Source organism: Micromonospora sp. NPDC005553, from assembly GCF_042871765.1.
Taxonomy (GTDB): domain Bacteria; phylum Actinomycetota; class Actinomycetes; order Mycobacteriales; family Micromonosporaceae; genus Micromonospora.
The window spans coordinates 387,148-410,060 of record NZ_JBIAJD010000002.1; the positions used below are offsets into that span (position 1 = coordinate 387,148).

Here is a 22,913-nt window from a genome sequence, read left to right on the forward strand (position 1 = left end):
GCCACCGCGCGGACGCCGTCGGTCAGCGGCGACTGCGGCGTACGGTGCCGACCACCGAGATGATCAACAGCAGCGCGAAGCCGGCACCGGCGGACTCGCCGATGGAGTCGACGAAGCCCTGCTGAAGCACCAGCCAGCCGAAGAGGAACCACCCGAGCAGGAGTGTCGCCGCGACGACGTACGCGATCACCGTCGCTCGGGACACCTCGTCGGGTGGTGCGTGTTCGTGCTCCGCGATCACGTCACGGTCGACCGTCATGCCCAGCCTCCCCGCCCGGTCCGGCCCTGGACTCCAAGGGTGACACTCGTTGGTCCGGTCGGACAGGGGGTTATCGCCGCGATTCGCTCCGTGTCACTCAGGTGCCGGGGCGTCGGCCGATCAGCACCACCCGGGTGCCGACCTTGCCGAGCTCCCACATCCGGACGGCGTCGGCGTGCAGCAGGTTGACGCAGCCGTGCGAGCCGATCGACTTGTCGTGCAGGTAGGTGGTGGTTTCGTGGAAGCCCATCCCCTGGGTGAAGTGCTGCCAGTACGGCAGCCACACCTCGTACGGGTTGGACCACTCCTTGGGGTTGCGGTAGTTGACGGCGTACGTGCCGGCCGGGGTGCGGTAGCCGGACATGCCGGTGCGGGTCACCGTCGGCGCCATGATCACCTTGCCGCCGCGGAGCGCCCAGACGGTCTGCCGGGTGAGGTCTACGCAGAACGTGGTGCCGCTGCCGGCCTTGCACCGGGTCGTGTCGGTGGTGGCGAGGCGCTGGGCCACGTCGAGGGTGGTTGGTCCGGCGCGACCCTCGACGGGGCGAATGCCGTACCTCTTCTGGAACTTCTTGATCGCCGCGCAGTCGGCGGCGGACTGCCGGCCGTCCACTGTCACCGCCCCGAACCCGCCCAACCGGGCCAGGTGGGTCTCCACCGCCCGCTGGTGCTGCCCCTGGGGGCAGCCGGCGACTGTCGGCGTACCGGTGCCGGGGGTCGTGGTGGGTGCCGGGCGGGTCGGCTTCGGCGTGGGTTTCCGCGTGGGTTTCGGGGAGGGTTTCGCGGTGGGCGCGGCCGGGGTGGGCCGGCCGTGCTGGTCGGACCCGGACGTGTCGCCCGCCCCCGTTGCCTGTTCCGCCGCACCGGCTGGGGCGGCTCCCCCGCCACCACTCCCGCCGGACTGCGGATCGAACGCGCACGCTCCCGCGCCGACCAGCACGACCACCACGAGGGCAACCAGCCGGGAGGCGATCCGAACATGCTCCATGGGCCCTCCCCAGACAGTTGTCCCTTTACTAGACGTTCGTGAGTGCCATCACGGTTGCGTCTGGTGAGCATCTTTCTTCCGCCGTCCCGCACCGTGCAACACTGGATGGTCGGCCAGCAGCGGGTATGCGACCCGTTCCGGCCGGTCGGCCAACCGAGGAGAGGACGCTGGCGTGAGCGGTGGACCACTGATCGTGCAGTCGGACAAGACCCTGCTGCTGGAGATCGACCACCCCGACGCGCAGGCCTGCCGGATGGCGATCGCGCCGTTCGCGGAGCTGGAACGCTCGCCGGAGCACGTGCACACCTACCGACTGACCCCGCTGGGTCTGTGGAACGCCCGCGCGGCGGGGCACGACGCCGAGGGAGTGGTGGATTCGCTGCTCAAGTACTCCCGCTACCCGGTGCCGCACGCGCTGCTGGTGGACGTGGCCGAGACGATGGACCGGTACGGCCGGCTCCAGCTCGCCAACGACCCGGCGTACGGGCTGGTGCTGCGCGCACTTGACCGGCTGGTGCTGATCGAGGTGGCCAAGAGCAAGAAGCTCGCCGGGATGCTCGGCGACAAGATCGACGACGACACCATCAGGGTGCACCCGTCCGAGCGTGGCCGTCTCAAGCAGGCGCTGCTCAAGCTGGGCTGGCCGGCGGAGGACCTGGCCGGTTACGTCGACGGTGAGGCGCACCCGATCGAGCTGGCCGAGGCCGGCAAGGACGGGCGCAAGCCGTGGACGCTGCGCTCGTACCAGCGGGAAGCCGTGGAGGCGTTCTGGGCCGGCGGGTCGGGGGTGGTGGTGCTGCCCTGCGGTGCCGGCAAGACCCTGGTCGGCGCGGCGGCGATGGCCGAGGCGAAGGCGACCACCCTGATCCTGGTCACCAACACGGTTGCCGGTCGGCAGTGGAAGCGGGAGCTGATCGCCCGTACCTCGCTGACCGAGGAGGAGATCGGCGAGTACTCGGGCGAGCGCAAGGAGATCCGTCCGGTCACCATCGCCACGTACCAGGTGCTCACCTCGCGGCGCGGCGGCGCGTTCACCCACCTGGACCTCTTCGGGGCCCGCGACTGGGGCCTGGTCGTCTACGACGAGGTGCACCTGCTGCCGGCGCCGATCTTCCGGTTCACGGCGGACCTCCAGGCCCGCCGCCGGCTGGGCCTCACCGCGACTCTGGTACGCGAGGACGGCCGCGAGGGCGACGTGTTCAGCCTGATCGGGCCGAAGCGGTACGACGCGCCGTGGAAGGACATCGAGTCGCAGGGCTGGATCGCCCCGGCCGAGTGCACCGAGGTCCGGGTGACCCTCACCGACGCGGAGCGGATGTCGTACGCGACGGCGGAGGCCGAGGAGCGTTACCGGATGGCGGCGACCGCCCGTACCAAGCTGCCGGTGGTCAAGGCGCTGGTCGACCGGCACCCGGACGACCAGGTGCTGGTGATCGGCGCGTACATCGACCAGTTGCACCAGCTCGGCGAGTACCTCGACGCGCCGATCATCCAGGGCTCGACCACGAACAAGGAGCGGGAGCGGCTCTTCGACGCGTTCCGGTCCGGCACGCTGCGAACCCTGGTCATCTCCAAGGTCGGCAACTTCTCCATCGACCTGCCCGAGGCGGCGGTGGCGATCCAGGTGTCCGGGACGTTCGGGTCACGGCAGGAGGAGGCGCAGCGGCTCGGGCGGGTGCTCAGGCCGAAGGCCGACGGTCGACAGGCGCACTTCTACACTGTGGTCTCCCGGGACACGATCGACACCGAGTACGCGGCACACCGGCAGCGCTTCCTCGCTGAGCAGGGCTACGCGTACACGATCGTCGACGCCGACGACGTCCTCGGCCCGAAGCTGCCCACGGTCGACTGACCCCCGCGCGGCCTTGATCGACTCGGTTTCCAGGAAGTCGCGGTGTTCGGGGCGCTGGGATGCCCCGCTTTCCTGGAACGCGAGTCGATCAGCGCGGTGCGCTCTGCCCACCGACCACCTCGCGCCGTGCGCGCGACGACCGCGTCAGCCTTGACCGGCATCGCTCAACGGGAGAAGCGGTCCACCAGCACCGCGAGCCGGCGGTCGTGGTCGGCGCGGCGGAGCCGGCCGCTGCGCATCAGCGTGACCAGCCCGTGTAGGCCGCTCCAGAACGTCTCGGTGACCGCCTCCAGGTCGTCGTTGCCGACGAATGGGCGCACCGTCTCGGCCAACTCGGCGAAGCCCCGGGCCAGGTCGGTCGGGACGTCCTGGCTGGCGAACGGCAGGTCCACGGCGAGGGTGAACATCGCGTCGTAGATCGCGGGCCGCTGTTCGGCGAAAGAGGCGTACGCCGCTGCGACGTCGGCGACCGCCTGACGGGAGTCGGCGGCCGACGCTCGGGCTGAGACGAGCGTGGCGGCCAGTTCGGCAAAGCCCTCGACGGCTACCGCCGCCATGATGGCGTCCTTGCCCTTGAAGTGGCTGTAGAGGACGGGCTGGCTGTACTCGATTTCGGCCGCCAGCCGCCGGGTGGTCACCGCGTCCCAGCCCTCCGCCAGGGCCAGGTCGCGAGCCGCGGTGATGATCGCCTGCTCCCGTTCCGCCCGTTCGCGCTCCCGGCGTCCCTGCATCGACATGACAGCAACCCTAGCACTGCTAGCAGTTCTGCCGATGCTCTGCTAGCGTTGCTCCCGTATCTAGCAGCGCTAGGAATTGGAGCCGGACTCATGCTGTCCTTCATCGCCTACGGGCTCGCCGTCGTACTCAGCCTCTTCGTCGTCTTCATCGGTGCGCGGTTCCTGCTGGTACCGCAGGCCGCCGCCGCCGGGTACGGCGTACCGGCCCGTCCGGACGGCGACCCCGCCTACCTGACGGTCAAAGGACTGAAGGACCTCACGTTCGGGCTGCTCGGCCTCGCCCTGATCGCCTTCACGACCGCCGACGCGGTCGCGTGGTTCATGCTGATCGTCGCGCTCGTCCCGCTGGGCGACACCGTCATCGTGCTGCGCAACGGCGGAACGAAGGCTGTGGCATTCGGCATCCACTTCGCCACAGCCGTCGTCGTCCTCCTGGACGCCGCCCTGCTGTTCGCCCTCTGACCGCGCTTCCTGGTGACGTGTCCAGCGGTAGGGCGTTCGGGGCGACCTTCGCGTTCAGCAAGTGGGAAGCGTGGTCGCCGTCAGGCGGCGCGGAGCTTGCGCAAGACGTACTGGTTGAGGCTCATCCCGTCTTCGGCAGCCTGGATTGCGAGTTCGCGGTGCAGGCTCTCCCCGACGCGGAGGTTGAACTTGCCCGAGTAGTTCCGCTCGGCAAATGGCTGCGGCACCTGCTCTCCCTCATCCTCCATGTCGGCCACAGTCTTCCTTAGCAAGTCCTGCAAGCCCTCTAGAGCATCGATCTGCGAAGGCGCCAGCCAGGAGAGGGATGGGAACTCGGCGCAGGTGGCGACAAATTCGCGATCCTCGACGGACCAGGTGACGCGGTAGGTGTAGTGGGACACCTCAGGACGGGGTTCGGTCTGCATCACGAGGCCCCCTTCTTGTCGATCGCCTTGATCACTTGCCGTACCTGATATGCCTTGGCCTTGCCCTTGTCGTTCTGGATGTTGACGCGCGGGTCACCCACCCAGGGCATCTTGAAGACCGCGTGGGAGCTGCCAGCTTGCCGAGGCTTGCCGAAGTAGTGCTCACACACCCCGTAGAGATCGTTGTAGGCGACGTTCTGCTGGTTCCTTCGCATCGCCTCGACGAGCTTGTCTATGGAGGGCACCTGCAAATGGTACTACCGGCGGTACCACAGTAGCGACACCTTGTTTGATCGACTCAATGCCAATATCGCGGCGCCCGGCAGCACTCGGATGCCCCGGCCTCGCGGGAACCGGGTCGATCAAGGCGGAAGGCGTGCGCCGGATGCGCTACGAGGTCGGGGGTGGGCAGCGGTCGGGGAGGGTGACCTCGCCGGAGCGGTGGTCGAAGGTGTCCATTGTGAACCATTCGTCCAGCTCCGGGTCGAAAAGGTTCTGCAACCCGAACTGCAACACCTGCCACCACCGGCTCGGGTCGTGCTGGTCGACGTAGATGTCACCGAGCGCGATCGGGAACCGGAAGAACTCCCCTGGCACCGCGGAGCCGCCGACCACCCCGACCCGCCAGTGGTCGACATGTAGGTCCTTCTCACCCTGGAGGATTTCCGGCCCCACGTAACGGGCGGTCTTCAGCTTGTCGTTGAAGATCTGCCGGTTGAAGAAACCCGGGACCTTGCTGCACGCGCGGGGCGGGAACAGCGGGATGTTCGGCCACTTGTAGGTGAGCGTGTAGAGCGTGTTCTCGTAGATCAGGTTCGTGAACCAGATCGGGTGGTCCGGGCCGCCGGCGATCATCTGGCTGTTGCCGTCCCGGCCCTGCCAGGAGAACGGCACGTCGATGCCGAGGTCCCGCACGACGTACCGGCCGGTGCCCTGGAAGTCGGCGGGGAGCAGCGGCGGGCGCGGCTCGCGCGGGTCGGGGTCCGTGGGTCCGTCGGCCTGGGCCGCGCGGGGCAGCGGCGCCGCCGCCGGGCCGGGCGCGACCACCCCGAGGGCGAAGAGTCCGCCGGCGACCGCCGCGACCACAACCCGAGGTGTACGCCTCGAAGCCATCAACCCTCCGCCGCTGTGCACAGTGGCCGCGCCCGGACCATCGCGCGTGCCTTCGGCGAAGCGTATGAGCAGGGGGAATGTGAGAGCTGACGGAAGGCGGCGGCTCCATCGGTCGGGTGACTCGAGACGGCCTCAGAGGACGCGGGTGATGCGTTCCGCGGTGACGATCGAGTCCCGCCGCGCCGGGTCGAGGTTGGCGCTGATCACCACTGACGCGCCGACCGAGAGCGGTGCGAGCAACCACTTCAGCGGCTGCTCGGTCTCGGCGGCGTCGACCAGCAGGCGGTCGCCGGCGCGCAGGTCCAGCATCGTGGCGAACTCCTGGGCGAGCGCACCCCACTGGCCGTAGGTGGTGCCGTCAGCGGTGGCCGGGTCCGACGGGTGGATGGCCGCGTGGTCGGGCGTGCCGTCGCCGTGCCGGAGCACCTCGGCGGACCAGTCCAACCAGCCCAACGGCACGTCGTCCAGCCGCCCCGGACCGGTGCCGACGAGGTATCGGTGCGGCGCGTCCGGCACGTCCTCCAGCCAGTCGTCCTGCCGCTCCGGCGTCACGAAGACCGCATCGAACGGCCGGTCGCCGCCCGGTTCGAGGACCGCCAGGCCCGCGGTGGCGCGCGGGCGGAACGACACCGCCAGGCCCGAGGCCCAAGCCCCCAACAACACAGCGGCGGTACGCCAGTGCGGCGGCAGCAGGACCGCTACGCGGCTGCCGGGGCCAAGGCCGCAACCGTCCCGCAGCAGGCCGGCGCTCCGGGCCGCCCACTGGCCTACCTGCTGAGCGGTCAGGTCGACGCGCTCGCCGGTCGCCTCGTCGCGGTAGCTGAGCAGCGGGCGCTCGGCCTCGACGGGCCGGGCCGCCAGGTCGGCCGTGTCGGTTGGCTGCATCTCCACGCTCCCCGGGTCGACGTCGGCATCACAGTACTCAACGACTTTGGTAGCGCCGGTCGTCAGCCGATGGCCGTATCGGGTGGCCGGGTGGCCCGGGCACCGTGCAGGTGACCCCCGAAGAGAACGCCGCCGAGGAGCGCCCATGCCGACCGGTTCCGACCCCGTCACCGGCGACCGCCCCGCCGCCGACCGTCTCGTATCCGCCGACCGTCTGCCTCTTCGCCGGCGGCTCCTGCCGGTGATCGCGTTGCTGTTGCTCGCCCCGTGGGCGGCCGAGTGCTCGTGGGGTGGCTTCGCCATCGACGGCTTCCTCCCGGTGCTGATCTTCCTGGGCCCGATGTACGGCGGTGCGGCGATCCTCATCCGGGAGACCGCCCGGCACCTCGGCGCGGGCTGGCCGACGATCGTGCTGCTCGCCGCCGCGTTCGGCGTACTCCAGGCCGGGCTGGTCGACCAGTCGTTGTTCAACCCCGACTTCCTTGACGACACGCAGTACGCCGACACCCGCGCCGCCGCCGAGGCGTCGCTGGTGCCGGGGCTCGAATTCAGCCTCCGGCAGGCGTTCGACTACGTCGGCAACCACATCGTGCTGACCATCTGCGCGCCGATCGTACTGATCGAGTCGTTCCTCGGTGCGGATCGCCGGCTGCGGCCGTGGCTGGGCCGCCCCGGCCTCCTCGTCGTCGGTCTGATTTACCTGCTCGGCAGTCTGTTCATCTTCTCGGACATCAACGGGGACAAAGGCTTCCTGGCCAGCCCGCTCCAACTGTCCTTCGCCGCCGTGGTGGTCGTCGCCCTCGTCGCCGTGGCCCTGCTGCCCCGCTGGCGTCACCCCCGCCCGCGTCGGGCCCGTCGGGTGCCGCACCCGCTCTGGGTGGGTCTGCTGGTCGTCCTCGTCCGGTTCGGCGGCGACCTGACGCCCGGCTGGGCGGGAGTGACTGTGGCACTGACGCTGGCAGCCTTCGCCGGGGCCCTGATCGCCTACTGGTCGTCGGGCAGCGGTTGGGGGCAACGGCACGTGCTCGCGGCCGGGTCGGCGGGCCTGGTCATCGCCGCCGCGTTCGCGTACCTGGTGCCGCCCTACTCCCCGGCGAGCCCGGCGGCGGCCCTGGCCGGCGACGTCGCGGTCACAGTCCTCACGCTCGCCCTGGTCGGCGGCGCCTGGTGGCGGCTGCGCCGCGTCAGTGGGTGGGCAGTTCCGGGCCGCCGTCGAGCAGAGGGCCGAGCAGGTCGTCGTACTCCTCGACCCGGGCCAGGACCTCGGCGGCGGTGAACTGGCGGACGGCCGGCTTCCGGCCGCGAGCGCCGGCCTCCACCTCGTCCCAGGTCAGCGGCGTCGACACCGACGGCACCGACTGGGCCCGCAGCGAGTACGGCGCCACTGTGGTCTTCGCCGCGTTGTTCTGGCTCCAGTCGATGAAGACCTTGCCCGGTCGAAGGTTCTTCGCCATCTTCGACACGATCAGCTTCGGGTGGGCCTTCTCCAACTCCTGCGCGATCCGCCGGGCGTAGTCGGAGACGAGGTCGGACGACTGGGTGCCGGCGATCGGGCAGCAGAGCTGCATGCCCTTCTTACCGGACGTCTTCGGGTACGACTCGATGCCGTCGTCGGCGAGGCGGTCGCGCATCAGCACCGCCACCGGGCAACACTCGGCCAGCCCGGCCGGCGGGCCCGGGTCCAGGTCGACGACCATCATGTCCGGGTGCTCGCCCACCTTCCACTGCGGTGTGTGCAGCTCCAGGGCGGCCAGGTTGGCCAGCCAGACCAGGGTGGGAAGGTCGTCGGCGACCACGTAGTCGATGGTTTCCCGGCCCTTCGTCGACCCGGGTGCCGGCAGGTTCTCCACCCGCACCCAGTCCGGGGTCGCGGCCGGCGTGTTCTTCTCGAAGAACGACTTGTCGTCCACCCCGTTGGGGAAGCGGATCCGGGTGACCGGTCGGTCCCGCAGGTGCGGCAGCAGCACCGGCGAGATCCGGGTGTAGTAGTCGATCACCTCGCCCTTGGTGAACCCGGCCGCCGGGTAGAGCACCTTGTCCAGGTTGGACAGCTCCAGCGCGCGGCCCTCGACGTCCACCCGTAGCCGATCAGCCGGCATCGTCGACCTCCTCCGGAGGCTTGTCCGGGCGCAACCGCAGCACCCGGGGGAAGCGCAGCCGGCCGTCGGGGGTGCGCTGGCCGTACTTCACCTCCACCACCACCCGGGGTTCTACCCAGATGGCGCCCCGCGCATCCTCGCGCGGCACCCCCGGCGCGAACGGTGACACGCCGGAGCGCAGCGGCTCCAGCTCGGCGAGGAGCTGCCGCTCGATGGCCGCGCCGATCCCGCCGCCGACCCGACCCCGGTAGATCAGTCGGCCATCCGGGCCGGGCACCCCGACCAGCAGCCCGCCGATCCGGCGCGCGCCCGGTCGCCAACCGCCGATGACGAAGTCGCCGGTCACCTCGAGCTTGACCTTCACCCAGTCCGGCGAGCGCACCCCCGGGCGGTAGACGGCCCCGGAGCGCTTGGCCATCACACCTTCCAGGCCGTGCTCCCCGGCCGCCTCGTAGGTCGCCGGCCCGTCGGTGAACATCGGTGGCACCGCCCACCGGAGGCCACCGAGCGCCAGCGCGTCCAACGCCTCACGGCGGCGCTCGTACGGCCAGCCGGTCAGGTCGTCGCCGTTCAGCCGGAGCAGGTCGAAGATCATGTACGTCACCGGCATGACCGCTGCCAACCGGGCCGCCTTGGCCCGGTCCCGGACGTGCATCCGCTCGGCCAGCGCGGTGAACGACGGCTGCCCACCCTGGCCGAGCACCACCACCTCACCGTCGAGCAGCGCGTCGTCGACCTGCTCGGGCAGGGTTGCCAACTCCGGGTACGCGGCGGTGATCTCCACGCCGGAGCGGGCATACAGGTGTTGACCACCACCTGAGATGTCGGCCAGGGCGCGGACGCCGTCCCACTTGAACTCGTACGCCCAGCCGTCGCCGGCCGGGAGCGGCCCGGTCATCGCGAGCATCGGCTTGAGCGGCGCTCCGGGCACGACCCGAATTGTAGTAGCGGGCCGAACACCTCGCGTCAGGTTCCTTCGGATGCGAGCATGGTCGATACCGGGGAAGGGAGCGCAGGATGCGTGCCATCTGGAAGGGAGCCGTGTCGTTCGGGCTCGTCTCGATCGGGGTGAAGCTCTACTCCGCGACCGAGGAGAAGGACATTCGGTTCCACCAGGTGCACCGCGAGGACGGCGGCCGGATCCGCTACAAGCGCACCTGCTCGGTCTGCGGCGAAGAGGTCACCTACGACGACATCGCCAAGGGCTACGACATCGGCGGCGGTGAAATGGTGATCCTCACCGACGAGGACTTCGCCGACCTGCCGCTGACCAGCTCCCGTGCCATCGACGTGCTGGAGTTCGTGCCGGCCGAGCAGGTCGACCCGATCCTCTACAACAAGGCGTACTTCCTTGAGCCGGAGGGCGCCGCTACCAAGCCGTACGTGCTGCTGCGCGACGCGCTCATCGACTCGGAGCGGGTGGCCATCGTCAAGGTGGCGCTGCGCCAGCGGGAGCAGCTGGCCACGCTGCGGGTCCGTGAGGGTGTGCTGCTGCTCAACACCATGCTCTGGCCGGACGAGATCCGTACCCCGGACTTCGGTTTCCTCGACGAGGACCTCAAGGTGCGCCCCCCGGAGCTGGCCATGGCCAGCTCGCTGATCGACTCGATGACCGGCGAGTTCGAGCCGGACGTCTTCACAGACGACTACCGGGCCGCGTTGCAGGAGGTTATCGACGCCAAGGTGGAGGGTCGGGAGGTCGTCCAGCCGGAGGAGGTCGAGGAGGCCCCGGCCGCGGCGGTGGACCTGATGGCGGCGTTGAAGGCCTCGGTGGAGCGCGCCAAGGCGGCTCGCGGCGAGCAGCCCGCCGGCGGGGGTGGTGGCGGGGGTGAGCCGACGCCCATCTCGTCGGCCCGGTCGGCGCAGAAGGCAGCCGAGCAGAAGGCGGCCAAGGCCCCCGCGAAGAAGACCGCGGCGAAGAAGACGGCCGAGAAGAAGGCGGCGGAGCCGGCGAAGAAGACCGCCACCAAGAAGACCGCCGCGAAGAAGGCGGAGCCGGCGAAGAAGACCGCCGCACGCAAGACCGCACCCCGCAAGAGCGCCTGACCGTACGGCAGCGGCGGCGGTGTCCGCCTCGCCGGGTACGCTCCGCCGGCCGCTGGCGACCGGAGGAGCCCCCATGCCGTACACCCCTGATCTGGACCGGTTACTGACGCCCGGCGCCCGCTTCACCGACCAGCACGGCGGATACCTGATCGAGGTGCACCCGGTGGGCGACATCGTGTTGCCGACCGGCCGGGTGGTCGGGTGTGACCCGCTGGTCTGCCCGGAGGCGGAGCCGTTCACCGTGACAGTGCCGCCGGGGCGGCATCCCGCGCGCGCCTGGGTGGCTGTGGTGCTCCGGGAGGACGCCGAGGTGGACCGGCGGGTCGCCGCGCTGGAACTGGTCGTCTCAGCCGAGCCGACCATCCGCTGGGAGCCGGCCGTCGCGGGTGACCAGGACGTCGCCACGCTCGGAGGGGACGACTACTTCGGCTACGGGGTGGATGCCGGCGTCGGCACCTTCGCCGACCCGACCGCCCTCGCCGTCCTGGAGGGCTGGGACTCCGACCTGGTCGAGGAGGTCTTCATTCCGGCCGAGCTGCCCTCGTCCCCGGTTCCAGGGCTGATCACCGCCGTGTTGGACGAGGCCAGCGGTGCCAACGTCGTCACAGTGGCCACCGGTTGGGGCGACGGCTGCTACGGCACCTGGATCGGCCGTGCCGCCGACGGGCGGGTCACCTCGTTCGTGACCGACTTCATGGTCGTCCCGCAATAACCGCCCGGGAAAGACCCGGAACTGTCGCGCTGGGCGATCCGAGGCGTCCGCGGCGGGCACGGTGGGCCGCTGTGCGGGTACCGTGTGCGTCGGCTTTCCCCCCGGCACCGGGTGCCGGCCACACTTCGCAGCAGGGAGTCGACGACGTGAGCGAGCGGACGCAGCAGACGGGCCCGGACCAGAGCCCGGCAACCAAGTCGGGGCGCCGCCTGGCCGCCCAGTTGGCGGAGAAGAAGGCCGCCGACCGGAGGCGGAAGATCAACGCTGGGCTCAGCAGCCTCGCCGCCCTCGCCGTGGCCGCGACGCTGATCGGCGTCTTCGTGGCGATCGGCGGGGGCGACGACAAGCCCAAGACCCAGGCCGACGCGACCCCGTCCGCCTCCGCTCCGGCCCCCGACGAGGCTGGCGCGCCCCCCGCTCCGCAGCTGCCCGAGGGTTCCGACCCGGCGCTGGGCACCAAGCCGACGGTGACGCCGGGCACCGGTGAGCTCAAGAAGCTCACCGTCACCCCGCTGATCAAGGGCAAGGGCCCGGCCGTGCAGAAGGGCCAGAACATCACCACCAACTACGTGGGGGTGTTCTTCAAGGACGGCAAGGAGTTCGACTCCTCGTGGAAGGCCGGGCAGCCGGCCACCTTCCCGATCGGCGTCGGCCAGGTCATTCCGGGCTGGGACCAGGGCCTGGTCGGGGTGACAGTGGGCAGCCGGGTGCAGCTCGACATCCCGGGCGAGCTGGCGTACGGCAACGACGAGGCCAACGCCGGTGGACGTCCGACCGGTCCGCTGCGCTTCGTGGTGGACGTGCTCGCCGCCCAGTAACCTGTCCGGATCGTCCCGGTTGTCGCCGGGACGGGATGGAGTTGTTCACATGGGGCTTCCGGCCCGTCACCCAGCGGCAGTAGGTTCGGCGTCACCCCGGGCGGTTCGCCGCCCGGGGTGAGCATCCGGAACCGCGACGCGGAGGTGCATGTGACTGCGCTGGACGAGCCTGGGCGGACCGCCCGGTCGATGTGGGCGTACTTCGAGCCGGTCCACGCTGTCACCTACCTTCACCCCCGGGCGCGTGCCGCGTACGAGGCGGTCGGGTTGCGCGGCTACTGGCGCGGTTACTTCGCCGGCCGGGCCGCGCCGCTGGGAGCCGCCGAGGCGGCCCCGGTGATCGCCGCCTTCTTCAACTTCGCGCCGCCGATGGTGACCCGGGCACTGCCTGCGGTGTGGCGGTTGGCCACTCCCCAGGAGGCGCTGCGCGCCCGCCTGACCGGTGCGGTGCAGGCGCTCGCCGAGTTGACCTACGAGCTTCCTGAGTCGCACCTCGTGGAGGCCGCCGACCTGTTGGAACGGGCTGCAACGGCGGCGCAGACCGCCGGCCGGGTGCTCGGCGCGGCGAACGCGGCCCTCCCGGCCGGTGAGTACCCGTTGGCGCGGCTCTGGCAGGCCGCCACCACGCTGCGGGAGCACCGGGGGGACGGGCACGTGGCGGCGCTGGTGGCCGCCGGCCTGGACCCGGTGGAGACGCTGACCGCGCGGGTGGCGCTGGACGGTTCGCCACCGCAGTACCTGCTGGGCCGGGGCTGGTCCGAGGAGCAGTGGCAGGCCGCCCGCGAGCGGCTCACCGAGCGGGGTTGGCTGACCGGTGACGGCGCGGCCACCGACCACGCCCGGGCCGAGTTCCAGGCCATCGAGGACGCCACCGACCTGGCCGCCGCGCACTCCTGGCAGGCGCTCGGCGCCGACGACACGGACCGGCTGCGGGAGCTGCTGGAGCCGATCGCCCGGTCCGCCCACACCCTGCTCCCCGAGGGCAGCCCGCTCGGTCTACCCGCGCTGCCCGGCTGACCGGGCACCCACCGGTCGGGCAGGATGGGCCCGTGACTGATGCTGTGGTCTTCGACCTGGACGGCGTGATCGTGGATTCCGAGCCGGTGTGGGAGGAGGTCCGGCGGGCGTACTTGGCGGCGCACGGCGGGACGTGGCAGCCCGACACGCAACGCCGACTGATGGGGATGAGCACCGGTGAGTGGGCGCACTACCTCAGCGGAGAGCTGGGCGTCGACCGCACCGCCGAGCAGGTCGCCGTCGAGGTGGTCGAGGAGATGGCCCGACGCTACCGGGACCACGTACCCCTGATCGACGGCGCCGACCAGGTCGTTCGCGGGCTGGCCGCGCGGTGGCCGCTCGGGTTGGCCAGTTCGTCGCCGACCCGGCTGATCGAGGCGGCGCTGGCGGCGACCGGCCTGACCGACGCGTTCGGCGCGACCCTCTCCACCGAGCAGACCGAGCGGGGCAAGCCCGCACCGGACGTGTACCTGAGCGTGGCGCAGCGCCTCGGCGTCGACCCGACCCGGTGTGTGGCGGTGGAGGACTCGTCCAACGGGGTGCGTTCCGCTGCGGCGGCGGGGATGCGGGTGGTGGCGGTGCCGCACGGCTCGTACCCGCTCGATCCGGACGCCGCCGGGCTGGCCGTGGCGACGCTGAACGCGATCGGTGAGCTGACCCCGGAGCTGGTGGACGAGCTGGGTTGACCCGGTTCGAGCCGGGTAGAGACCACGGATGAAGGCCATCGTGTACGAGCGCAACGGCGACCCTTCGGTGCTCGACCTGGTCGACCGCCCGGTGCCCGAGCCGGGGGCGGGCGAGGTCCTGGTGCGGATGGCGGTCTCCGGGGTGAACCCGACCGACTGGAAGTCCCGCCGCAACAGCCCGCCGAACGGGTGGCAGATCCCCGGGCAGGACGGCGCGGGGTTGGTCGAGGCGGTCGGCGATGGGGTCGACCCCGACCTGATCGGTGAGCGGGTGTGGGTCTGGGAGGCCGCCTGGCAGCGACAGTGGGGCACGACGGCGGAGTACACGCTGGTGCCGGTCCGGCAGGCGGTACGTCTCGGTGCCGCTCCGTTCGAGCTGGGCGCGGCCCTCGGCATTCCGTTCCTCACCGCGCACCGCTGCCTGACGGCTGGCGAGTTCATGCCGGACACGCTGCGGGCGGGCGCGCTGGCGGATCACACGGTGCTGGTGCAGGGCGGCGCGGGCGCGGTCGGCAACGCCGCGATCCAGCTCGCCCGGTGGGCCGACGCCACTGTGATCGCCACTGTGAGCAGCGCGGAGAAGGCCCAGCTCGCAGCCTCGGCCGGCGCATCCTTCGTGATCAACTATCGGGAGCAGGACGTGGTCGAGGAGGTCCACAAGATCGCTCCCGATGGGGTCCACACGATCGTGGAGGTCGCCCCCGCCCGCAACGCCTCGGTCGACGCACGGGTGCTGCGGCACGGCGGCGCGGTCTGCATGTACGCCGACAACGGCGGGGACGAGGTGAGCATCCCGATCCGGGCGATGATGGCGCCGAACGCCCGCTGGCAGTTCGTCCTGGTCTACACCGAGCCGAAGGCGGCCAAGGCGCAGGGCGTGAAGGACGTGGCGGCGGCGGCCAGCCAGGGTGGCATCCGGGTCGGCGCGGACGCCGGTCTGCCGTTGCACTACTACCCGCTGGCGGAGGCGGCCGCGGCGCACCAGGCGGTGGAGGACTCGACGGTGGGCAAGGTGCTCATCACCACCAGCGACGCCTGATCGGGTCGCCGACCACCCGATTTTCCCGTCAGCAGGACAGATGCGAACAAGTTTCGCAACAATGGCGTTGCGGGTAACCGCGTGGAGCGGGCGGCCCCGGCGCGGTGCGAACGCCGGGGCCGCCCCTGGGGAGGGTTCAGGAGTACTCCCGCCCCAACAGGCGACAGTGCCGGGGAAAACGTTACGGGGCTGTCAGCTCCCGGACAGTCAGCTCGCCTTCGGCGTACCGCGAACGGACGACCTTCTTGTCGAACTTGCCCACGCTGGTCTTCGGCACCGTGTCGATGAACGCCCAGCGCTCGGGCAACTGCCAGCGCGCCACCGACCCGGCCAGGAAGTCCCGCAATTCCTCGGCGGTCACCGAAGCGCCCTCCCGGACCACGACGGTGGCCAGCGGACGTTCGTCCCATCGCTCGTCCGGGACCCCCACCACGCACGCCTCCAGCACCGCCGGGTGGGCCATCAGCGCGTTCTCCAACTCCACCGACGAGATCCACTCGCCGCCGGACTTGATCACGTCCTTGGCGCGGTCGGTCAGGTTGATGTACCCGTCCGGCGAGAGGGTGCCCACGTCGCCGGTCCGCAGCCAGCCGTCGCGGAACTTCTCCTCGTCCGGGGCGTCGTCACCGACGTACCGGGCGGTCACCCACGGCCCCCGGACCTCCAGCTCACCCACTGCCGTGCCGTCGGTGGGCATCGGGTCGCCCGACGGGCCGACGATCCGCGCCTGCACGCCCGCCGGCACCCGCCCCTGGGTGTAGCGGTAGCGCCAGGCATCGTCACCGGTCGCTCCGGCGGGCGGACGCGAGACCGACCCCAGCGGGGACATCTCGGTCATCCCCCAGGCGTGGATGACGTCGATACCGTGCCGTTCGTCGAACGCGTGCATCAGCGCCGGCGGGCATGCCGAGCCGCCGACGATCACCTCACCGAGCGAGGAGGTGTCCACGTCGTGGGTGTCCAGGTAGGCCAGCAGGTCGGTCCAGATGGTCGGCACCGCACCGGCCAGGGTGGGCTTCTCGGCGGCGATCATCTCGGCGATCGGCGCGGCCTGGAGGAACCGGTCCGGCATGATCAGCGACGCGCCGGAGAGGAAGGCCGCGTAGGGCAGGCCCCACGACATGGCGTGGAACATCGGCACGATGGCCAACTCGCGGTCGGTCGGGCCGAGGCCGAAACCCTCCGGCATGCAGACCTGCAACGAGTGCAGATAGATCGACCGGTGCGAGTAGGCCACGCCCTTCGGGTTGCCGGTGGTGCCCGAGGTGTAGCAGAGCGCGGCGGCGTCGCGCTCGTCCACCTCGGGCCAGTCGTACACCTCGGGCCGGTCGGCGAGCAACGCGTCCCAGTGGTGCACAGTGATCCGGTCGCCGGCCGCGGCCACCAGCGGCGCCGGGTCGCCACCGCCGACCACCACGACGTGCCGCACGGTGGTCAGCTCACCGATCACCCGGGCCAGCAGCGGGATGAGCGTGCTGTCGACGAGGACCACCCGGTCCTCGGCGTGGTTGGCGATGTAGACGACCTGGTCGGGGAAGAGCCGGATGTTGAGCGTGTGCAGCACCGCACCCATGCTCGGCACCGCGAAGTAGGCGACCAGGTGCTCGTTGTTGTTCCACATGAAGGTCGCGACCCGCTCGTCGCCGGTCACCCCACACTCGTCGCGTAGCCCGTGTGCCAGCCGGGCGGCGGCCCGGCCCACCTCGGCGTACGTCATCCGGCGGGGCTCGGCGCCCGTCCAGGTGACCACCTCGGCCGAGCCGTGCACCAGTGCACCGTGGTCGAGGATCCGGGAGATCTGCAGAGGGGCGTCCATCATCGTGCTACGCATGGGTAACAAGCTAGTGTCGCCGGTCACACGTTGGGAACCCCCGGTAAGTTGTCGCAGGTGAGCATCTCCTGGGCCGACTCGTACGTGGGGCAGTTGCGGGCGATCGCCGGCGATCGGACGCTGATGTTCGTCGGCGCTCGTGCCGTGGTCAACGACGACGCCGGACGCATTCTGCTGATCAAGCGCTCGGACAACGGCCAGTGGGCCATGCCGGCCGGCGCGATGGAGCTGGGCGAGTCGATAGCCGACTGCGCGGTACGCGAGGTCCGTGAGGAGACCGGCCTGCGCGCGCTGCGGGTCTGCGCGTTCGCCCTCTACACCGGCCCGGACCGGACGAGCACCAACATGTACGGGCACACGTACCAGGTGTTCACGACCGCGTTCAAGGTGGAGGAGTGGGACGGGCAGTTGGCCCGGGTCACCGACGAGACCACCGACGCGGGCTTCTTCGCCCGCGACCGGTTTCCCACCCCACTCTCCACCTCGGTCGTCGAAACCCTTGCCGACCTGGACGTCTTCGAGAAGACGAACCGGCTCATCCTCAAGTAGGGCCGCACCCCGGGTCGACCTGGTGGTACGGCGCGTACCGCCGCCCCGCCTGACCACCGACGCCCCGGATGACGCCGACCGCCCCGGAGCAATCCGGGACGGTCGGTGTCGAGACGCTCAGATCATCGTCTGGGACTTGGCCTCCATGTCGGCGGCCGCCTCCTCCTTCGACTCGCGGGTCAACGGCTTGCCGCCCGGAGCCGGGGCCTCCCCGCCGAGCGGGTCGGCGCCACCGGTGGCACCCTTCGGGCCGGCACCCCGCAGCTGCGTGTTGGGCAGGGTCAGGGTGACCACGACCGCCACGATCGCGATCAGGCCGGCGGTCAGGAAGACCATGTCCAGCGCGTCGACGAAGGCACCCTGGATGGCCGCGCGCACCGGCCCCGGCAGGGCCAGGATGGTGGCCGGATCGTTGATCGAGATGTTGGCGCCGCCACTCGCCGCGACCGCGGCCTGCTCCTGCGGCGGGAGCTGCGCGATCGCGCCGGGCAACCGGTCGGCGAGCCCACCGGTCAGCCGGGACGAGAGCACAGTGCCGAGGATCGCCACCCCGAACGAACCACCCAGCGACCGGAAGAAGGTCGCCGAGGAGGTGCCGGCACCCAGGTCGCGTACCGAGACCGCGTTCTGCACCGCCAGGATCAGCGACTGCATGCACAGGCCCAGCCCGACGCCGATCACCACCATGTACCCGAACGCCACCCAGAGCGAGGTGGCCACCTCCAACTGGGTGAAGAGGAACATGCCGACCAGGAGGGTCGCCGAACCGGCCACCGGGAACCACTTGTAGCGGCCGATCCGGGTCATCGCACGGCCGGTCAGGATCGAGGTGATGATGATGCCGGCCATCATCGGCAGCATCAGCAGACCGCTCCGGGTCGGCGAGGCGCCCTTCACGATCTGCAGGTACAGCGGAATGAAGATGATCGAACCGAACATCACCAGACCGATGATGAGCAGCGCCGAGTTGGCCAACGCGAAGGTGGCGTTCCGGAACAGCCGCAGCGGCAGGATCGGCTCGGCCACCCGGGCCTCCTGGAGGACGAAGAGCACCCCCAGCACCGCACCGACCACGAACAGCGTGATGATCACGCCGGAGCCCCAGGCGTACTCGTTGCCGCCCCAGCTCAGCGCGAGCAGCAGGGAACTCACCCCGGCCACCAGCAGGCCGGCACCGAGCCAGTCGATCGAGTGGTCCCGGCGTTCGAACGGGATCAGCCGCATCACGTGGTAGCAGACGACGATCGCCAGGATCGCCAGCGGCACGTTGATGTAGAAGATCCACCTCCAGTCGGTCTCCGCGAAGTAACCGCCCACGAGCGGCCCGGCGACCGACGAGATCCCGAAGACCGCGCCGAAAAGGCCCTGGTACTTACCACGTTCCCGGGGTGACACCACGTCCGAGATGATGGTGAACGCGAGCGTCAGCAGGCCACCGGCACCGAGACCCTGGATGCCCCGGGTGACGATCAGCTGGGTCATGTTCTGCGACAGCCCGGCCAGCAACGACCCGACCAGGAACGTGCCGATCGAGAAGAGGAAGACCGGCCGACGCCCGTACAGGTCGGCCATCTTGCCGTAGAGCGGCGTCGACGCGGTCGAGGCGAGCAGGTACGCGGTGACCACCCACGAGTAGTGGTTGATCCCGCCCAGCTCGCCCACGATGGTCGGCAGCGCCGTACCGACGATGGTCTGGTCGAGTGCGGCCAGCAGCATGCCGGTCATCAGGCCCAACATGAGCAGCCGGATCTGCTGACGGTTCAGCACCGGCGCATCTGAGGCTTCGGTGGTCATGTGGCCTTCTATCCCGCGAGCCGCAGAACATGCGCCAACCCACCAAAAAACCAACCCCCGCGCGCTCCCCCTCTCACGCCCCGCACCCTGGCGGTGATCAAGAGGTTTGCGTCAGGACGCACCGCATTCCTGACGCAAACCTCTTGATCACCGGGGAAAGACTGGGGGTGGGGTTAGGGGGTCGTGAAGGTTTTGGTGATCGTTGCGCAGAAGGCGGGGAGGTCGTCGGGTTTGCGGCTGCTGGTCAGGTTGCCGTCGGTGACGCACTCCTCGTCCACCCAGGTGGCTCCCGCGTTCGTCAGGTCGGTACGCAGGGTCGGCCAGGAGGTGATCCGACGGCCACGCACCACGTCCGCCTCGATCAGCGTCCACGGGCCGTGACAGATCACCCCGACGGGCTTGTCCGCGTCGAAGAACGCCTTCACGAACCGCACCGCGTCCGGGTCGCCCCGCAGGAAGTCCGGGTTCGCCACCCCTCCGGGCAGCACCAACGCGTCGTAGCCGGCGGCGTCGGCCTTGTCGACGGTCACGTCCACGTCGTACGTCTTGGAGTGGTCCAGGTGGTTGAAGGACTGGATGGAACCGGGCTTCAGCGAGACCAGCTCGGCCGTCGCGCCAGCGGCCTCGACCGCCTCGCGTGGCTGGACGTACTCGACCTCCTCGACGCCGTCGGCGGCCAGGAAGGCGATCCGCTTGCCCTGCAATGTCGCTGCCATCTCGGTACATCTCCTTTCGGGGGTACCTCAATCCCCTTCCCGCCCTCGAACGCCCGAAACAGGTCGGAGCGGTGTCGGACCGGCTCGGACCGGTCAGACACCGCCGAAGACCGCCTGACCAGCGGCGGGACCGGTCGGCGCGCAGGTTTGTCCGCCAGGCCGCTGGGGACCCGGGGAGGCATGGCAGGAGCAGCAGCGGAGCAGCGCCGGCTCGCCACCGTCGTGGAGAGCTGGCTCGGACGCCCAGTCCTGATCGTCGGTGACGCCATGTTGGACGAATGGCGGTTCGCCGACTCCGACCGGCTCTGCCGGGAGGCGCCCGCCCCGGTCCTCACCCTGCGTCGGCGGATCTCCGCCGCCGGTGGGGCCGCGAACACCGCCGTCAACGTCGCCGCCCTCGGCGGCCGGGCGGTGCTGGTGGCACCGGTCGGCGCCGACGTCGCCGGGGACGAACTGCACGACTGCCTGGACCGCGCGAGCGTCTGGGACCGCACCGTCAACCAACCCGGGCGACCCACACCGGTGAAGCGGCGGATGTTGGCCGGCAACCAGATCCTGCTGCGTGAGGACTCCGGCGACCCGGAGGACGCGTTGGACCACGACGGGGTGAGCCGGCTGCTCACCGCCCTGACTTGCGCCACCGAGGAGTTGCGCGCCGCCGCCGGTGGGGAGGCGCCGACCCTGGTGGTCTGCGACTACGGCCTGGGCGCGCTGCCCGCGCCGGTCCGCGCGTGGCTGGTCGAGAACCGCCAGCGGTACGCCACAGTCGCGCTGGACGCCCACGACCTGGCCGACTGGCGGGGTCTCGCGCCGACAGTGGTCACCCCCAGCTTCGCCGAGGCGACCCGACTGTTGGCCCGCGCGGGCGGTACGACCCGACCGACCGGCGGAACCGAACTGCACCTGGAACACCCGGACGGCGACCCCGTCGACGGGCCGTCCGAGATGACCGTCGGCGCGGCCCCGGGGGCGGTACGCGCCGACGACACCGCCGCCGAGCTGACCCGGGCCGACCGCCCGGGGCCGGTCGGCGAGCCCACCCCGGGCGAGGGTCGGGTCGCCCTCACCGGGGACGGGCTCAGCGTCACAGGCACCGGCGTCACAGTGAACACCCGGGCCGGGGAGGGCGTCGATCGGGCTGTCCTGGCCAAGTCGCGGCTGGCCGAACTGCGTGCGCACACCGGTGCCGACGTGGTCGCGGTGACCCTGGACACTGAGGGCGCTGTGGTCGGCGGAGCCGACGGGGAGCCACGCCGCAGCCACAGCACTCCGGTGCCGGCAAGCCACGCCGTGGGCGCCGGCGACGCGTACCTGGCGGCGATGACGTTGGCCCTGGCCGCCGACGCGCCCCTGCCGACCGCCGCCCAACTCGCCCAACTCGCGGCCACCATCACCGTCTCGGACACCGGCACCTGCGTGTGCCGACGCGACGACCTGCTCGCCGCGTTGGGCGAGCCGACCGACACCACGAGCCACCCCGCGCTGGTCAGCGGCGACGAGTTGGACACGATCGTCGCCGGGTACCGCGAGGCGGGACGGTCGGTGGTCTTCACCAACGGCTGCTTCGACGTCCTGCATCGCGGGCATGTGCGCTACCTGGAACAGGCCCGCGCGTTGGGCGACCTGCTCATCGTGGCGGTCAACTCGGACGGCAGCGTACGACGGCTGAAGGGCCCGGACCGGCCGGTCAACCCGGTCGAGGACCGGGGTGCCCTGCTCGCCGCGCTCGCCTGCGTGGACCACGTGGTGGTCTTCGAGGAGGATTCACCAGCGGCGCTGATCGAGGCGGTCCGACCTGACGTGTACGTCAAGGGCGGCGACTATCCGCCCGAGCTGGTGCCGGAGGCGCCGCTGGTGCGCCGCCTCGGCGGCCAGGTGCGCACCCTGGGGTACGTGCCGGACCGGTCCACCTCCGCGATCATCGAGCGGATCCGGTCGCACAGCCAGGACCCGTCGCCACACCTCGACGACCGGGAGCCCGACCCGTCGCTGCGCACCCAGGCGTCGTGAACCGCCCTCTCGACGCCGGCACCCCGGAGGAGTTCCGCACCGACCGGCTGGTCGACGTGCTGATTCCGACCCGGAACCGGCCCGCCGAACTGGCCGTCACCCTGGGCGGGCTCGCCGCCCAGGACGGGGTGCCCGGCTTCGGCGTGGTCGTCAGCGATCAGTCCGACGGGGATCCGGCGTACGCGCATCCCGCCGCCGCCACAATGGTCCGGGCGCTGCGCCACCGGGGCCACCCGGTGCTGCTGACCCGCCGGCTGCCCCGACGGGGGTTGGCCGAACACCGCGCCTACCTGCTCGCCGCCTCGGCCGCCCGGTACGTCCTCAGCCTCGACGACGACATCTGGCTGGAACCGGGTGCGCTGCACCGACTGGTCACCGCGATCGGTGAGCTGGGCTGCGGGTTCGTCGGCAACGGCGTGCACGGGCTCTCGTACACCGACGACGTGCGGCCGGAGTCGCACGGCCACTACGAGGAGTGGATCGGGCCGCCAATACCGGAGCGCATCCGACCCGACACCCCGCAGTGGCACCGGGCCCGGATCCACTCGGCCGCGAACCTGCTGCACATCACCGAGCAGTTGGCGCTGCCACCGGGCGCGTGGCGGGCGTACAAGGTCTCCTGGATCGGCGGGTGCGTGCTCTACGACCGGGCCAAGCTCGTCGAAGCCGGCGGCTTCGACTTCTGGCGTCGGGTGCAGGAGAAGCACCAGGGCGAGGACGTGGCGGCGCAGCTGGCCGTGTTGTCCCGCTACGGTGGCGCGGGCATCCTGCCCAGCGGCGCGTACCACCTGGAGTCCCCCACCACCGTCACCGACCGGGACGTGGAGGCGTGGGAGGTCGTCCTCGCCGAGGAGGACACCCCGCAGCCGGCCTGA

The 22,913-nt window shown here is 70.9% G+C and carries 24 protein-coding genes; 12 read left to right on the forward strand and 12 right to left on the reverse strand.

Annotated elements, in window-relative coordinates; genetic code table 11:
* Positions 1-22 precede the first annotated feature (22 nt).
* Both ACFYPG_RS09100 and ACFYPG_RS09105 read right to left on the reverse strand, forming a co-directional pair.
* Positions 23-259, reverse strand: coding sequence for a hypothetical protein (locus tag ACFYPG_RS09100; protein WP_355004954.1), 237 nt, complete (start codon positions 257-259; stop codon positions 23-25).
* A 97-nt stretch (positions 260-356) separates the two neighbouring features.
* On the reverse strand, positions 357-1,247 hold the full coding sequence (locus ACFYPG_RS09105; RefSeq protein WP_387351237.1) for a L,D-transpeptidase family protein: 891 nt from the start codon (positions 1,245-1,247) through the stop codon (positions 357-359).
* Positions 1,248-1,419: 172 nt separating this feature from the next.
* Between ACFYPG_RS09105 and ACFYPG_RS09110 the strand changes: the two genes are divergently transcribed.
* Complete coding sequence (locus ACFYPG_RS09110) at positions 1,420-3,099, forward strand: DNA repair helicase XPB (RefSeq protein WP_387351239.1); 1,680 nt, start codon at positions 1,420-1,422, stop codon at positions 3,097-3,099.
* Between the two features lie 164 nt (positions 3,100-3,263).
* On the opposite strand, the gene ACFYPG_RS09115 is transcribed toward ACFYPG_RS09110, so the two are convergent.
* The gene (locus ACFYPG_RS09115; RefSeq protein WP_355004951.1) at positions 3,264-3,836 is read right to left on the reverse strand and encodes a TetR/AcrR family transcriptional regulator; all 573 of its coding nucleotides are present in this window, start codon (positions 3,834-3,836) and stop codon (positions 3,264-3,266) included.
* Positions 3,837-3,926: 90 nt separating this feature from the next.
* On the opposite strand from ACFYPG_RS09115, the gene ACFYPG_RS09120 reads away from it, so the two are divergent.
* A complete protein-coding gene (locus ACFYPG_RS09120; protein ID WP_355004950.1) occupies positions 3,927-4,298 on the forward strand; it encodes a DUF4267 domain-containing protein in 372 nt (123 codons plus the stop codon).
* 80 nt (positions 4,299-4,378) lie between these two features.
* Here the strand turns inward: ACFYPG_RS09120 and ACFYPG_RS09125 are convergent, their stop codons facing one another.
* The 4 genes from ACFYPG_RS09125 to ACFYPG_RS09140 all read right to left on the reverse strand — a co-directional run bounded on the left by ACFYPG_RS09125 (position 4,379) and on the right by ACFYPG_RS09140 (position 6,721).
* The gene (locus tag ACFYPG_RS09125) at positions 4,379-4,723 is read right to left on the reverse strand and encodes a toxin-antitoxin system HicB family antitoxin (RefSeq protein WP_355005190.1); all 345 of its coding nucleotides are present in this window, start codon (positions 4,721-4,723) and stop codon (positions 4,379-4,381) included.
* The gene (locus ACFYPG_RS09130; RefSeq protein ID WP_355004949.1) at positions 4,723-4,968 is read right to left on the reverse strand and encodes a toxin HicA; all 246 of its coding nucleotides are present in this window, start codon (positions 4,966-4,968) and stop codon (positions 4,723-4,725) included. The genes ACFYPG_RS09125 and ACFYPG_RS09130 overlap by 1 nt, the downstream gene beginning before the upstream one ends.
* 145 nt (positions 4,969-5,113) lie before the next feature.
* Entirely contained in the window at positions 5,114-5,836 is a 723-nt protein-coding gene (locus ACFYPG_RS09135; protein ID WP_355004948.1) for a hypothetical protein, read from the reverse strand.
* A gap of 132 nt (positions 5,837-5,968) precedes the next feature.
* Entirely contained in the window at positions 5,969-6,721 is a 753-nt protein-coding gene (locus ACFYPG_RS09140; protein ID WP_355004947.1) for a TIGR03089 family protein, read from the reverse strand.
* A gap of 145 nt (positions 6,722-6,866) precedes the next feature.
* Between ACFYPG_RS09140 and ACFYPG_RS09145 the strand changes: the two genes are divergently transcribed.
* Positions 6,867-7,997: a hypothetical protein gene (locus tag ACFYPG_RS09145; RefSeq protein ID WP_355004946.1), complete on the forward strand. Its 1,131-nt coding sequence runs from the start codon at positions 6,867-6,869 to the stop codon at positions 7,995-7,997.
* Here the strand turns inward: ACFYPG_RS09145 and ligD (ACFYPG_RS09150) are convergent.
* Together ligD (ACFYPG_RS09150) and ligD (ACFYPG_RS09155) are read right to left on the reverse strand one after the other, a co-directional pair.
* A complete protein-coding gene (gene ligD / locus ACFYPG_RS09150; RefSeq protein ID WP_357203779.1) occupies positions 7,906-8,820 on the reverse strand; it encodes a non-homologous end-joining DNA ligase in 915 nt (304 codons plus the stop codon). The two genes, ACFYPG_RS09145 and ligD (ACFYPG_RS09150), sit on opposite strands and share 92 nt — an antisense overlap.
* On the reverse strand, positions 8,810-9,751 hold the full coding sequence (gene ligD, locus ACFYPG_RS09155; RefSeq protein WP_387351241.1) for a non-homologous end-joining DNA ligase: 942 nt from the start codon (positions 9,749-9,751) through the stop codon (positions 8,810-8,812). The genes ligD (ACFYPG_RS09150) and ligD (ACFYPG_RS09155) overlap by 11 nt, the downstream gene beginning before the upstream one ends.
* Before the next feature lie 86 nt (positions 9,752-9,837).
* On the opposite strand from ligD (ACFYPG_RS09155), the gene ACFYPG_RS09160 reads away from it, so the two are divergent.
* The 6 genes from ACFYPG_RS09160 (at position 9,838) to ACFYPG_RS09185 (ending at position 15,138) form a co-directional block, all read left to right on the forward strand.
* Entirely contained in the window at positions 9,838-10,866 is a 1,029-nt protein-coding gene (locus ACFYPG_RS09160; protein ID WP_387351243.1) for a Ku protein, read from the forward strand.
* A gap of 73 nt (positions 10,867-10,939) precedes the next feature.
* Positions 10,940-11,578, forward strand: coding sequence for a DUF4241 domain-containing protein (locus ACFYPG_RS09165; protein ID WP_355004942.1), 639 nt, complete (start codon positions 10,940-10,942; stop codon positions 11,576-11,578).
* A gap of 146 nt (positions 11,579-11,724) precedes the next feature.
* Positions 11,725-12,396: an FKBP-type peptidyl-prolyl cis-trans isomerase gene (locus tag ACFYPG_RS09170; RefSeq protein ID WP_355004941.1), complete on the forward strand. Its 672-nt coding sequence runs from the start codon at positions 11,725-11,727 to the stop codon at positions 12,394-12,396.
* Between the two features lie 189 nt (positions 12,397-12,585).
* Entirely contained in the window at positions 12,586-13,413 is an 828-nt protein-coding gene (locus tag ACFYPG_RS09175) for a hypothetical protein (RefSeq protein ID WP_387351835.1), read from the forward strand.
* Positions 13,414-13,445: 32 nt separating this feature from the next.
* A complete protein-coding gene (locus ACFYPG_RS09180) occupies positions 13,446-14,099 on the forward strand; it encodes an HAD family hydrolase (protein ID WP_387351244.1) in 654 nt (217 codons plus the stop codon).
* Between the two features lie 28 nt (positions 14,100-14,127).
* On the forward strand, positions 14,128-15,138 hold the full coding sequence (locus ACFYPG_RS09185) for an NADPH:quinone reductase (RefSeq protein ID WP_357203791.1): 1,011 nt from the start codon (positions 14,128-14,130) through the stop codon (positions 15,136-15,138).
* Positions 15,139-15,319: 181 nt separating this feature from the next.
* Here ACFYPG_RS09185 and ACFYPG_RS09190 read toward each other — a convergent pair whose 3' ends face one another.
* Positions 15,320-16,969, reverse strand: a complete 1,650-nt coding sequence (locus ACFYPG_RS09190) for a fatty acid--CoA ligase (RefSeq protein ID WP_355004938.1) — start codon at positions 16,967-16,969, stop codon at positions 15,320-15,322.
* Between the two features lie 57 nt (positions 16,970-17,026).
* Here ACFYPG_RS09190 and ACFYPG_RS09195 point away from each other — a divergent pair, with 57 nt between their 5' ends.
* Positions 17,027-17,518: an NUDIX domain-containing protein gene (locus ACFYPG_RS09195; RefSeq protein WP_355004937.1), complete on the forward strand. Its 492-nt coding sequence runs from the start codon at positions 17,027-17,029 to the stop codon at positions 17,516-17,518.
* Positions 17,519-17,635: 117 nt separating this feature from the next.
* Here the strand turns inward: ACFYPG_RS09195 and ACFYPG_RS09200 are convergent, their stop codons facing one another.
* Together ACFYPG_RS09200 and ACFYPG_RS09205 are read right to left on the reverse strand one after the other, a co-directional pair.
* The gene (locus tag ACFYPG_RS09200; RefSeq protein ID WP_355004936.1) at positions 17,636-19,312 is read right to left on the reverse strand and encodes an MDR family MFS transporter; all 1,677 of its coding nucleotides are present in this window, start codon (positions 19,310-19,312) and stop codon (positions 17,636-17,638) included.
* 173 nt (positions 19,313-19,485) lie between these two features.
* Positions 19,486-20,028 (reverse strand): type 1 glutamine amidotransferase domain-containing protein, encoded by a 543-nt coding sequence (locus tag ACFYPG_RS09205; RefSeq protein WP_387351246.1) that lies wholly within the window; start codon positions 20,026-20,028, stop codon positions 19,486-19,488.
* 180 nt (positions 20,029-20,208) lie between these two features.
* Between ACFYPG_RS09205 and rfaE2 the strand changes: the two genes are divergently transcribed.
* Together rfaE2 and ACFYPG_RS09215 are read left to right on the forward strand one after the other, a co-directional pair.
* Positions 20,209-22,038 carry a D-glycero-beta-D-manno-heptose 1-phosphate adenylyltransferase gene (rfaE2, locus tag ACFYPG_RS09210; RefSeq protein ID WP_355004934.1) on the forward strand — a complete coding sequence of 610 codons (1,830 nt, stop codon included), beginning with the start codon at positions 20,209-20,211 and terminating at the stop codon, positions 22,036-22,038.
* A complete protein-coding gene (locus tag ACFYPG_RS09215) occupies positions 22,035-22,913 on the forward strand; it encodes a glycosyltransferase family 2 protein (protein ID WP_387351249.1) in 879 nt (292 codons plus the stop codon). Before rfaE2 ends, ACFYPG_RS09215 begins: the two co-directional genes overlap by 4 nt.